General features: G+C 75.1%; 10 protein-coding genes and 1 pseudogene. 2 read left to right on the forward strand and 9 right to left on the reverse strand.

Going from position 1 to position 12,145, the window contains the following annotated elements:
- Positions 1 to 28: 28 nt before the first annotated feature.
- The 7 genes from ACZ402_RS18820 to ACZ402_RS18850 all read right to left on the reverse strand — a co-directional run bounded on the left by ACZ402_RS18820 (position 29) and on the right by ACZ402_RS18850 (position 9,223).
- Positions 29 to 1,417, reverse strand: a complete 1,389-nt coding sequence (locus ACZ402_RS18820; RefSeq protein WP_375823437.1) for an amidohydrolase family protein — start codon at positions 1,415 to 1,417, stop codon at positions 29 to 31.
- A complete protein-coding gene (gene hutU / locus ACZ402_RS18825) occupies positions 1,417 to 3,093 on the reverse strand; it encodes a urocanate hydratase (protein ID WP_375823436.1) in 1,677 nt (558 codons plus the stop codon). Before hutU ends, ACZ402_RS18820 begins: the two co-directional genes overlap by 1 nt.
- Positions 3,094 to 3,130: 37 nt before the next feature.
- Positions 3,131 to 4,735, reverse strand: a complete 1,605-nt coding sequence (hutH, locus tag ACZ402_RS18830; RefSeq protein ID WP_375823494.1) for a histidine ammonia-lyase — start codon at positions 4,733 to 4,735, stop codon at positions 3,131 to 3,133.
- A 113-nt stretch (positions 4,736 to 4,848) separates the two neighbouring features.
- Complete coding sequence (locus ACZ402_RS18835; RefSeq protein WP_375823435.1) at positions 4,849 to 5,727, reverse strand: alpha/beta fold hydrolase; 879 nt, start codon at positions 5,725 to 5,727, stop codon at positions 4,849 to 4,851.
- 6 nt (positions 5,728 to 5,733) lie between these two features.
- Complete coding sequence (locus ACZ402_RS18840) at positions 5,734 to 8,130, reverse strand: ATP-binding cassette domain-containing protein (protein WP_375823434.1); 2,397 nt, start codon at positions 8,128 to 8,130, stop codon at positions 5,734 to 5,736.
- A gap of 208 nt (positions 8,131 to 8,338) precedes the next feature.
- Positions 8,339 to 8,812: a nitroreductase family deazaflavin-dependent oxidoreductase gene (locus ACZ402_RS18845; protein ID WP_375823433.1), complete on the reverse strand. Its 474-nt coding sequence runs from the start codon at positions 8,810 to 8,812 to the stop codon at positions 8,339 to 8,341.
- 120 nt (positions 8,813 to 8,932) lie between these two features.
- A complete protein-coding gene (locus ACZ402_RS18850) occupies positions 8,933 to 9,223 on the reverse strand; it encodes a hypothetical protein (RefSeq protein WP_205205596.1) in 291 nt (96 codons plus the stop codon).
- Between the two features lie 132 nt (positions 9,224 to 9,355).
- Here ACZ402_RS18850 and ACZ402_RS18855 point away from each other — a divergent pair, with 132 nt between their 5' ends.
- Positions 9,356 to 10,276 carry a LysR family transcriptional regulator gene (locus ACZ402_RS18855; RefSeq protein ID WP_375823432.1) on the forward strand — a complete coding sequence of 307 codons (921 nt, stop codon included), beginning with the start codon at positions 9,356 to 9,358 and terminating at the stop codon, positions 10,274 to 10,276.
- Between the two features lie 54 nt (positions 10,277 to 10,330).
- Here ACZ402_RS18855 and ACZ402_RS18860 read toward each other — a convergent pair whose 3' ends face one another.
- Positions 10,331 to 10,741: a VOC family protein gene (locus ACZ402_RS18860; RefSeq protein WP_375823431.1), complete on the reverse strand. Its 411-nt coding sequence runs from the start codon at positions 10,739 to 10,741 to the stop codon at positions 10,331 to 10,333.
- Positions 10,742 to 10,970: 229 nt separating this feature from the next.
- Positions 10,971 to 11,363, reverse strand: a pseudogene (locus ACZ402_RS18865) (helix-turn-helix transcriptional regulator); the annotation flags it as partial.
- Between ACZ402_RS18865 and ACZ402_RS18870 the strand changes: the two are divergent.
- Positions 11,362 to 12,144 carry an IclR family transcriptional regulator gene (locus tag ACZ402_RS18870; protein WP_375823430.1) on the forward strand — a complete coding sequence of 261 codons (783 nt, stop codon included), beginning with the start codon at positions 11,362 to 11,364 and terminating at the stop codon, positions 12,142 to 12,144. The pseudogene ACZ402_RS18865 and the gene ACZ402_RS18870 overlap by 2 nt on opposite strands.
- Position 12,145: the final 1 nt, after the last annotated feature.

Here is a 12,145-nt window from a genome sequence, read left to right on the forward strand (position 1 = left end):
GGCGAGCTCTATCTCGTGACGGGAGGCTCTACCTCGGCGGGAGGCGGACGCCGTTCTGCCAGACCGCGGCGACGAGCGGGACGCCCGGGCGGTAGGCGAGGTGCACGCGGCTCGGGGCGTCGAGCAGCACGACGTCGGCCCGCGCCCCCGGGGCGAGGTGCCCGACGTCGGCCCGCCGCAGCGCGAGGGCGCCGCCCGCGGTCGCGGACCAGACGGCCTCGGCGACGGTCATGCGCATCTCGCGGACCGCGAGCGCGACGCACAGCGGCATGGACGACGTGTAGCTCGACCCGGGGTTGCAGTCGCTCGCGAGCGCGACGACGGCGCCCGCGTCGAGGAGGCGCCGCGCGTCGGGGTAGGGCTGGCGCGTCGAGAACTCCACGCCGGGGAGAAGGGTCGCCACGGTCCCGGCGACCGCTCCCGACTCCGCCCCGCTCCCGGGCGCCGTGTCCGCGGCGGCCCCCGACCACGAGCCCCCGAGCGCCGCGACGTCGGCGTCGGTGAGGTACGTGCAGTGGTCCACCGCGGCGGCGCCGAGCGCGACGGCGAGGCGCACACCCTCCCCCGGCGCGAGCTGGTTCGCGTGCACGCGTACGCCGAGGCCCGCCGCCGCGCCCGCCTCGAGGACGCGACGCGACTGCTCGGGCGTGAACGCGCCCGTCTCGCAGAACACGTCGACCCACCGCGCGTGCGGGGCGCACGCGGCGAGCATGTCGCCGCACACGAGGTCGACGTACGCGTCTGCCCGACCCGCGTACTCGGGCGGCACGACGTGCGCCCCGAGGAACGTGACCTCCGGCGTGACCTCGCGCGCGAGCCGCACGGACCGCTCCTCGTCGGCGACCGTGAGGCCGTAGCCGCTCTTCACCTCGACCGTGGTCGTGCCCTGCCGGGCCGCCTCGTCGAGGTGCCGCGCGAGGCCTGCGCGCAGGTCGTCGTCGGACGCCGCGCGCGTCGCCGCGACGGTCGACCGGATGCCTCCCGCCTCGTACGGGCGCCCGGCCATGCGCGCCTCGAACTCGGCGGCGCGGTCGCCCGCGAACACGAGGTGCGTGTGGGAGTCGACGAACCCGGGGATCACCGCGCGCCCGCCCACGTCGACGGTGACGTCGGGCTCGCGGCCGCCCAGCGCGCGCCCGACGGCGTCGCGCGCCTCCCGCGCCGGCCCCGCCCAGGCGACGCGGCCGCCGTCGAGCAGCACGACGGCGTCGGTCACCAACCCGGTCGGGTCGCCGTCACCCGTGCCGGCCCCGCCGGGCACGTTGGTCGTCAGCTCGCCGATCCCGGTGAGGAGCGTCGACCCACTCGCCGAACCGGGGCCGACGGTCCGCCCAGACGACGCCGAACCCAGGGTCTCTCCCCAGGACGTGCCCTCCGTGGGGAACGACCCCGGGTTCGGCACCGGGGGGTGGGCCATCAGGACTCCCGCGTCGGGACGCGGAGGCCGTTCCGCTCGGCCGTGGCCATCGCGTCGTCGTAGCCCGCGTCGACGTGGCGCAGCACGCCGAGGCCCGGGTCGTTCGAGAGCACGCGCGCGAGCTTGGCCGCGGCGAGCGGCGTGCCGTCCGCGACGGACACCTGGCCCGCGTGGATCGAGCGGCCCATGCCGACGCCGCCGCCGTGGTGGATCGACACCCACGTCGCGCCCGACGACGCGGCCGTCAGCGCGTTGAGCAGCGGCCAGTCGGCGATCGCGTCGGAGCCGTCGGCCATGGCCTCCGTCTCGCGGTACGGGGACGCGACCGACCCGGCGTCGAGGTGGTCGCGGCCGATGACGACCGGCGCGCGCACCGCACCCGACGCCACGAGGTCGTTGAAGGCCAGCCCCGCGCGGTCGCGCTCGCCGTGCCCGAGCCAGCAGATGCGCGCGGGCAGGCCCTGGAACGCGACCCGCTCCTGGGCGGCGCGGATCCAGCGGTGGAGGTGGTCGTCGTCGAACAGGTCGAGCACGGCGGCGTCGGTCGCGGCGATGTCGCGCGGGTCGCCCGAGAGCGCGGCCCACCGGAACGGGCCCTTGCCCTGCGCGAACAGCGGCCGGATGTACGCGGGCACGAACCCCGGGAAGTCGAACGCCCGGTCGTACCCGCCGCGACGCGCCTCGTCGCGGATCGAGTTGCCGTAGTCGAACACCTCGGCACCCGCGTCGAGGAACCCGACCATGCCCTCGACGTGCCGGGCCATGGACTCGCGCGCGCGGTCGGTGAACTCGTCGGGCTTGGCCGCCGCGTAGTCCGCCCACTCCTCGACCGGCACCCCGACCGGGAGGTACGAGAGCGGGTCGTGCGCCGACGTCTGGTCCGTGACGACGTCGACCTCGACCCCGCGCCGCAGCAGCTCCGGCACGACCGTCGCGCTGTTCGCCTCGACCCCGACCGACAGCGCCCGACGCTCGCGCCGCGCGTCCTCGACGAGCCGGACCGCGGCGTCGAGGTCGTCGGCGACGACGTCGAGGTACCGCTCGCGCACGCGCCGGTCGAGGCGCGACCGGTCGACGTCGACCACGAGGCACGCGCCGCCGTTGAGCGTCACCGCGAGCGGCTGCGCGCCGCCCATCCCGCCGCACCCGCCGGTGAGGGTGAGCGTCCCGGCGAGCGAGCCCCCGAACCGCTTCGCGGCGACCGCGGCGAGCGTCTCGTACGTGCCCTGGAGGATGCCCTGCGCGCCGATGTAGATCCACGACCCCGCCGTCATCTGCCCGTACATCGTCAGGCCCATCGCCTCGAGCCGCCGGAACTCCGGCCACGTCGCCCAGTCCCCCACGAGGTTCGAGTTCGCGAGCAGCACGCGCGGCGCCCACTCGTGCGTCTGCAGCACCCCGACCGGCTTGCCCGACTGCACGAGGAGCGTCTCGTCGTCCGCGAGCGTCGTGAGCGTGCGGACGATCGCGTGGTAGCTCGGCCAGTCGCGCGCCGCCCGGCCGGTGCCGCCGTAGACGACGAGGTCGTCGGGCCGCTCCGCGACCTCCGGGTCGAGGTTGTTCATGAGCATCCGCAGCGGCGCCTCGGTCTGCCACGACCGTGCGGTGAGGGTCGTGCCGCGCGGCGCGCGGACCGGGACGGGGGTGCCGAGTCGGTGGGTCGGCTCGTGGGTCATGGTCGTCTCGCTCCTTCGGGGTCGGTCGGGCGGGAGGTCAGGCCAGGTGCCCGACGGCGGCGCTCGCCGCCGCGACCACCGCACCGCTCGTGACGAGGCGGGTCACGGCCTCGATGTCGGGCGACAGGTAGCGGTCCGGGCCGGGACCGTCGACGACGGTGCGCACGAGGTCGCGCACGGCGCCCGTCCCCCGGGCGGGGTGCAGGGACCCGCCGTCGCAGCGCAGGTCGAGCGCGCGCGTCGCGGTGAGCAGCTCGATCGCGAGGACGCGGCCGAGGCCGTCGACGGCGCGGCGGAGCTTGCGCGCCCCGGCCCAGCCCATGGACACGTGGTCCTCCTGCATCGCCGACGACGGGATCGAGTCGACGCTCGACGGCACGGCGAGGCGCTTGAGCTCCGAGACGATCCCCGCCGCGGTGTACTGGGCGATCATGAGCCCGGAGTCGACACCCGGGTCGTCCGCGAGGAACGGCGGCAGACCCTCGTTGCGAGCCTTGTCGAGGAACCGGTCGGTGCGGCGCTCGCTCATGCTCGCGACGTCGGCCGCGGCGATGGCGAGGAAGTCGAGCACGTACGCGACCGGCGCGCCGTGGAAGTTCCCGTTCGACTCGACGCGGCCGTCCACGGTGACGACCGGGTTGTCGATCGCCGCCGCGAGCTCGCGACGCGCGACGGCGGCGGCGTGGTCGAGCGTGTCGCGCGCCGCGCCGTGCACCTGCGGCGCGCACCGCAGCGAGTACGCGTCCTGCACGCGCGTGCACTCCGGGCGGCCCTCGGCGTCGAGCGTGCGATGGCTCGCGACGACGGGCGAGCCGTCGACCAGGGCCCGCAGGTTCGCGGCCGACGCCGCCTGGCCGGGGTGCGGGCGCATCGCCACGAGGTCCGCGGCGAACGGCGCGTCCGAGCCGAGCAGCGCCTCGACGCTCGCCGCCGCCGCGACGTCGGCCGTCGTGAGCAGGGACCGCAGGTCGTGCAGCGCGAGCGCGAGCATGCCGAGCATGCCGTCCGTCCCGTTGATGAGCGCGAGGCCCTCCTTCTCGCGCAGCGTCAGCGGGGCGATCCCGGCGGCGGCGAGCGCGTCGGCGGCAGGCACGAGCGCTCCCGTCGCGTCCCGCACCTCGCCCTCGCCGAGCGCCGCGAGCGCGACGTGCGCGAGCGGCGCGAGGTCGCCCGAGCAGCCGAGCGACCCGAACTCGCGCACCACGGGCGTCACCTGCGCGTCGAGCATCGCGGCGTACGTCTGCGCGACGACGGGTCGCGCCCCGGTCCGCCCGGTCGCGAGCGTCGCGAGCCGCAGGAGCTGCAGCGCCCGCACGACCTCCTGCTCGACCTCGGGCCCCGACCCCGCGGCGTGGGAGCGCACCAGGCTGAGCTGGAGCTGCGCGCGCCGCTCGACCGGGATGTGCCTCCGGGCGAGCGCGCCGAACCCGGTCGAGACGCCGTAGTGCGGGCGGTCGTCGTCCGCGAGCCCCTCGACGACGGCGCGGGTCGCGGCCATCGCGTCGACCGCCGCGTCGGCGAGCCGGACACGCGCGCCGTGCCGCGCGACGTCGACCACGTCGTCGATCGTCAGCGGTCCGGCGCCCACCTCGACGGTGCGCGTCGTCGAGCCGGGACCGCCGGAGGCCCCGTCCAGGACCATCGGGGGATGCGTCGTCGTTGCCATGCCGTCAGCACACACCGTGCTCCGGGGCCGCCGACAGGCCCGCGCTGCAGGTTCGGTCTGGGATCCCAGACAACCACCGGGGGATCTCCTCAGGCCGGCGAACCGCCGGCGACGGCGGAGGTCCACGCCGCGAGCTCGGCGGCCAGCGCGACCGGGGCGTCGAGCTGGACCAGGTGCCCCGCGCCGGGGAGCCGCCGGACCGACGAGCCGGGCACCGCGGCCTGCAGCCGATCGGCACGGTCCACGGGGATCCACGTGTCCTCGGCGCCCCAGACGACGTGCACCGGCTCGGTGAGCGTGCCGTAGAGGGGCTCGATCTCGTCGGTGAAGCGTTCGTCTGCCTGGGCGATCTGCCGATAGAACGCGGCCTGGCCCTCCGGCCCGGTCCAGGGCGCCACGAGCGCCTCACGCTCGGCCGCCGTGAGCCCGCGGTGGCTCGCGCCGGCGACGTAAGCACCCACGATCCCCTCGTGCACGCCGGCCGGGACCCGGGCGAACACGTCGGCGTTGTCCCGGACGAGCCGGAAGAAGGGCGATCCCCACGGGGAGAGCACCACCACGTCGACGAGGCAGAGCGAGGCGAACCGTGCCTCGTGCAGCAGGCGGGCCCGCAGGGCTACGGCGCCGCCGACGTCGTGCGCAACGACGTGCGGCGCGTCCAGCCCCCACGTCTGCAGGAGTTCGGCGAAGAGCAGGCCCTGCGTGCCGAGGTCGACGTCGTGCTCGGGGTCCTTCGAGGAGGCGCCGTAGCCGGGCATGTCCCACAGGTAGACCGTGAAGCTCGACGACAGCGCCTCCGCGTACGGGCGCCAGAGCCATGACGACCACGGCGTCCCGTGCAGCATCACGAGCGGCGGGCCGGACCCCAGTCGGTCCCACGCGACGCGTCGGCCGCGCCACTCCAGCGTCCTGGTGAGCGCGCCCGACGGCGTGCGTCCGTCGTCCCGGGGCGCGCCTGCTCCGTCCATGTCGGGTCAGGAGCCCACGTAGGCCGCGAGGTGCTCGCCCGTGAGGGTGGACCTGGCCGCCACGAGGTCGGCCGGGGTGCCCTCGAAGACGACGCGGCCGCCGTCGTGGCCGGCGCCCGGGCCGAGGTCGACGATCCAGTCCGCGTGCGCCATGACCGCCTGGTGGTGCTCGATGACGATGACGGACTTGCCCGAGTCGACGATCCGGTCGAGCAGGCCGAGGAGGTTCTGCACGTCGGCGAGGTGCAGGCCGGTCGTCGGCTCGTCGAGGACGATGACGCCGCCCTTGTCGCCCAGGTGCGTCGCGAGCTTGAGGCGCTGGCGCTCGCCGCCGGACAGCGTCGTGAGCGGCTGGCCGAGGCTCACGTACCCGAGGCCGACGTCGTCGAGCCGCTCGAGGATCGCCTTCGCCGCGGGGACCTTGGCCTCGCCCGACGAGAAGAACTCGCGGGCCTTCGAGACCGGGAGGTCGAGCACGTCGGCGATGTTCAGCCCGCCGAGCGTGTAGTCGAGCACCGCGGCCTGGAACCGGCGGCCGCCGCAGTCCTCGCAGGGGGTCGAGACGGTCTCCATGAAGCCGAGCTCGGTGTAGATGACGCCCGCGCCCTTGCACTCGGGGCACGCGCCCTCGGAGTTCGCGCTGAACAGGGCGGGCTTGACGCCGTTGGCCTTGGCGAACGCCTTGCGGATCGGCTCCAGCAGGCCCGTGTAGGTGGCGGGGTTGCTGCGGCGCGAGCCTCGCACCGCGCTCTGGTCGATCGTGACGACGCCCTCGCGCCGCGACACCGACCCCTCGACGAGCGAGCTCTTGCCCGACCCGGCCACCCCGGTCAGGACGACGAGCACCCCGAGCGGGATGTCGACGTCCACGTCCTGCAGGTTGTGCGCGTCCGCGCCACGGATCTCCAGCGCACCCGACGGCGAGCGCACCTCGTCCTTGAGCGTCGCCCGGTCGTCGAGGTGGCGGCCGGTCACGGTGTCGCTCGCGCGCAGCCCCTCGACCGTGCCCTCGAACGTCACGTGCCCGCCGGCCGTGCCCGCGCCCGGGCCGAGGTCGACGACGTGGTCGGCGATGACGATCGTCTCCGGCTTGTGCTCGACGACGAGGACCGTGTTGCCCTTGTCCCGCAGCTGCAGCAGGAGGCCGTTCATGCGGTCGATGTCGTGCGGGTGCAGGCCGATGGTGGGCTCGTCGAAGACGTACGTGACGTCCGTGAGCGACGACCCGAGGTGGCGCAGCATCTTGATGCGCTGCGACTCGCCCCCGGACAGCGTGCCCGACGGTCGGTCGAGGCTGAGGTAGCCCAGCCCGAGCTCGACGAACGACGCGAGGTTCTCGCCGAGCGCGTCGACCACCGGCGCCATGCTCGCGGCGGCCGGGTCGTTCCTGAGGTCCCCGATCCACGCGGCGAGGTCGGTGATCTGCATCGCGCACAGGTCGGCGATGTTCACGCCGCGAATCTTCGACGAGCGCGCCGACTCCGACAGGCGCGTGCCCCCGCAGTCGGGGCACGGCGCGAACGTCGCCGCCCGCTCGACGAACGCCCGGACGTGCGGCTGGAGCGAGTCGACGTCCTTGGAGAACATCGACTTCTGGATCTTGGGGATCAGGCCCTCGTAGGTGACGTTGATCCCCATCGCCTTGATCTTGGTGGGCTCCTTGTAGAGGAAGTCCTGCATCTGCCGCTCGGTGAACTCGCGGATGGGCCTGTCGCCCGGGAAGAACCCGGACTCGGCGAACCCCCGCACCATCCACCCGTCCGCGGTGTACCCCGGGACCTTGATCGCGCCGTCGAGCAGCGACTTCGAGTCGTCGAAGATCTCCGTGAGGTCGAGGTCGGAGACGGAGCCGCGCCCCTCGCACCGCGGGCACATGCCGCCGTGGTAGATCGCGTTGCGCACGATCGTCTTCTCGCCCGTGGCCGACGTCATGATGCCGCTCGCCTTGCGCGCGGGGACGTTGAAGGAGAACGCGGGCGGCGGGCCGATCTGCGGCTCCCCGAACCGGCTGAACAGGACCCGCAGGATCGCGTTCGCGTCGGTCACCGTCCCGACCGTGGAGCGCGGGTTCGCGCCGAGGCGCTCCTGGTCGACGACGATCGCCGTCGTCAGGCCCTCCAGCACGTCGACGTCGGGCCGGTCCAGCGTGGGCATGAAGCCCTGCAGGAACGCCGGGTACGTCTCGTTGATGAGGCGCTGCGACTCGGCCGCGACCGTGTCGAACACGAGCGAGCTCTTGCCGGACCCCGAGACCCCCGTGAACACCGTGAGGCGCCGCTTGGGGATCTCGACGCTCACGTCCTGGAGGTTGTTCGACCGCGCCCCCTGGACCCGGATGACGTCGTGCGCGTCGGGGTCCTGTGGCGTCGCGGCCTGCGTTCCCGTCGTCGTTGCCGTGCTCATCGTGTCTCCTCGTCGTCGAGCCTCGTCGCGCGGCCACCGCCGACCCGGTCGACCGGCCGGTCGACGGCGCCGACCGGCCGACCTCGGCAGTCCGGTGAAAGTCTGCCCGAGAACGGGTCGGTCCGGCGCGCGGATCCTGCCGCGGCGCGCGGCCTTCCGGTGTCAGGCGCGCGGCCGTCCTGTGCCAGACCGGCCACGCGGGCGCGGTTCATCGCGGCGTGAGCCGCACGAGCGGGTACTGGCGCTCGGCCTTGCTCTGGTACTTCGCGATCCGCGGCTGCTCCGTGGCGACGCGCTGCCACGCGCGCTCCCGGTCCGCGCCCGCGAGCTCGTGCGGCACTGCAGGGACGGGCGCCCGCCCGGGCAGCTCGATCGCGACGTCGTCGGGGCGGGCCGTGAGGTTCGCGTGCCAGTCCGGGTTGCGGCTCCCGCCCCCGGACGCGACCACGAGGACGGCGTCGCCCTCGTCCGGCAACCACATGAGCGGCGTCTCGCGCGGCACCCCGCTGCGGCGGCCCAGGGTGTGCAGCACGAGGACGTCCATCCCCATGAACGTCGCCCTGCCGCCCCGGACCTTGCGGACGAGCCGCGCGTTCGAGCGTCGCTGCATCCAGCGCGAGAACCGTCCCGGCGTGCCCGGGGCGCGCCCCGCGCCGTTCGTCGTGCGTCCTTCGGTGCTCATCGTCGTCTCCTTCGTCCTCGTGGTCGGCCCCGCCCGTCGGGCCGGTCCGTGGTGCGTCGTGGTGCTGCGTCGTCGGTGCCGCGTCGTCCCCCGGGGGCCGGCCGGGGACGACGGAGGTCCTCACCGCTCGTCGAGCACCTCGCCGTCGAGCGCCTCGTGGTCCGTCGTGAGGCCGAGCGTCGCCCCGACGAGCGGGACGTCGCGCGCGGCCTGCGCCGCGGTCTGCATCGCGGCGGCCGAGTCCCAGCGCCAGATGTCGAGGTACGTCCCGTCCTCGAGCCGGACGAGCGTCGCGGCCGTGAAGGCGGGGTTCGCCGCACGCAGCCCCTGGATCAGCGCGCTGCGCTGCTCGAGCATCTGGGCCAGCCGGCCCGTCTCCACCGTGTACCGGTGCGTCCTGACGACGGCCATGGTCGTCTCCTCTCCGTCCCGCCCGGCGCCTCTCGCCGTGCCCTTCCAGGCTCGGGCCGCCCGCGCGGGCGAACAACGGCCGATCCGGCAACGGTGCTTGCGCCGGGGGTTAACGAACGCGACGATCGTCGGGTGGAGCTGCGCGACATCGAGATCTTCCTGACGCTCGCCGAGGAGCTGCACTTCGGGCGCACGGCGGAGCGCCTGCACGTGTCGGCGCCCCGGGTGAGCCAGGCGATCGCCAAGCAGGAGCGCCGCATCGGCGCCCCGCTCTTCGAGCGCACCAGCCGGCGCGTCGCGCTCACGCCCCTCGGGGAGCAGCTGCGGGCCGACCTCGAGGCCGGGTACCGCCGGATCCTCGAGGGCGTCGAGTCCGCCGCGAGCACCGCACGGTCCGCGCGCGAGACCCTGACGTTCGGCGTCATGGGGCCGCTGTGGCAGGAGCTCGCGCCCGTGACCGCGCTGTTCCGCGCCCGCAACCCGCACGTCGACCTGCGCATGCGTGAGGTCCGCATCGACGAGCCCTTCCGCCTCCTGCGCGACGGCGAGGTCGACGTCGCGCTCCTCTGGCTGCCCGTCGAGGAGAAGGACCTCGCGGTCGGCCCGGTGACGTTCACCGAGCCGATCGTGCTCGCCGTCGGGCGGACGCACCCGCTGGCCACGCGCTCGTCGGTGTCCGTCGCGGAGCTGGCCGACGAGAACGTGCTCCCGTCCGGCCTGCCCGTCCCCGACTACTGGGAGGACGCCGTCAGCCCCGTCCCCCGCAGCGAGCCCGACCGCGGCGGCACCACCCCGACGCGCGAGGAGGTGCTGTGGCGGGTCATGTCCGGCGACGGCGTCGCGGTCGCGTGCGCGCAGGGCATCCGCTACCTGGAGCGGTCCGACGTGGCCTACGTGCCGCTCGACGAGCGTCCCGTGCTGCGCTGGGGCCTCGTCCGGCGCGCCGGGCCGATTCCCCCGCTCGTCGCGGAGTTCTCGCAGGTCGCGGCCGAGCTCGGCCCGCTCGCGCTCACCTTCGACCTCGAGGCCGCGGGAGCGAGCGGCCGCGTCTGACGGCGCCCGCAGCGGGTGTCCCGTCGACGGCCGTGCGCCGAGAGGGACGGTCGCTCAGGGGCGCTGCTGGATGCGGATCTCGTTGCCGGCCGGGTCGCGGAACGCGCAGTCGCGCACGCCGTAGGACTGGTCGATCGGCTCCTGCACGACCTCCGCCCCCGCGGCCTCGATCTGCGCGAAGGTCGAGTCGACGTCCGCCGTCGCGAGGTTCACCCCGAAGTAGGCGCCCTTCGCGACGATCTCCAGGAGCGCGCGCTTGTCGTCGTCGCTCAGGCCGGGCGTCACGGCCGGCGGGTGCAGCACGATCGCCGTGTCCGGCTGGTCGGCCGGGCCCACCGTGATCCACCGCATCCCCTCGTAGCCGACGTCGTTGCGGACCTCGAAGCCGAGGACGTCGCGGTAGAACGCCAACGAGGCGTCGGGGTCGGTCTGGGGCAGGAAGCTGGCGTTGATGGTGAGGTTCATGAGAACGACGCTAGGACCGCCGCCCCACCCGCGCTTCTCGATTCCTGACCGGTCGCGTGACGCGCCGCGCGACACACGCCGGCATCCCGTCGAGCCGCTCCGCGCCGGGGACGGTGCCGGTCCCGCCCGGACGCGCCCGCCCGGCGTCGGTCGGGGTGCCGGCCCCGATCCCGGGCGACGCGGCTGCCGCGGCCGTCCGAGACTCCACGGGCACGGGGGACCCGGCGTCGGCCTCCGCCGCGCGGCGCCGGTAGACGCTCGGCGGCACGCCCACGAGCTCGGTGAACCGCGTGCTGAAGGTCCCCAGCGACGAGCACCCCACGGCGAAGCACACGTCCGTGACGCTCAGGTCGCCACGACGCAGCAGCGCCTTCGCCCGCTCGATGCGCCGCGTCATGAGGTACGCGTACACCGACTCCCCGTACGCGGCCCTGAACTCGCGGCTCAGGTGCCCGGCCGAGACGTGCACGCCTCGCGCCAGCGCTGCGACGTCGAGCGGCCGCGCGTACTCGCGGTCGATCCGGTCCCGCACGCGCCGCAGCCGCGCGAGGTCGCGCAGGCGCTGGTCGTCGGGCAGGGTCGTCACGCCTCGATCGTGCCACGGCCCTACGGTGGTCTCCATGCCGAGCGACGTCCCCGCCGCGCGCCAGGCCGTCCGCGTGCTCACCTACCTCGCCGCGCAGGCCGGCCCGTCGCCCGCGGCCGCCGTCGCACAGGGCCTCGGGCTCCCCCGGTCGACCGTCTACCACCTGCTGTCCGTCCTCGTCGACGAGGGGTTCGTGACGCACCTGCCCGAGGAGCACCGCTACGGGCTCGGGACGGCGTCGCTCGCGCTCGGCTCCGCGTACGCGCGCCAGGCGCCGATCGCCCGCCTCGCCCGGCCCGTCGTCGCGCGCCTCGTCGAGTCGACCGGCGAGAGCGCCCACCTCGCCGTCCTCAACGGGCGCGAGGTGCTCTACCTCGTCGAGCAGCGAGCGCCGCGCCGCCCCACGCTCGTGACCGACGTCGACGTCCGCCTCCCCGCCCACCTCACCGCGAGCGGTCGCGCCGTCCTCGCGGGCCTGCCCGCCGCCCAGGTCCGCGCCCTCTTCCCCAGCGCGGCCGCGTTCGCCGACCGCACCGGCGTCGGGCCGCAGTCCCTCGGCGCGCTGCGCGAGGTCCTGCGCGGCGTCCGCCGGCGCGGCTGGGCCGAGGAAGACGGCGAGGTCACCCCCGGCCTCGCGTCCGTCGCCCACGCGGCGGTGGACCACACCGGCCTCCCCGTCGCCGGCATCGCCCTCACCTTCTGGGCCGACGACGCCCCGCCCGCCCGCCGCGCCGAGCTCGCCGCCGCCGTCGGCCGCGCCGCCACCGAGGTCAGCCGCCGCCTCGGCGCGCGCGAGCGCCCCGCCCCGCCGAGGTAGA

Source organism: Cellulosimicrobium sp. NPDC030954, assembly GCF_055571305.1.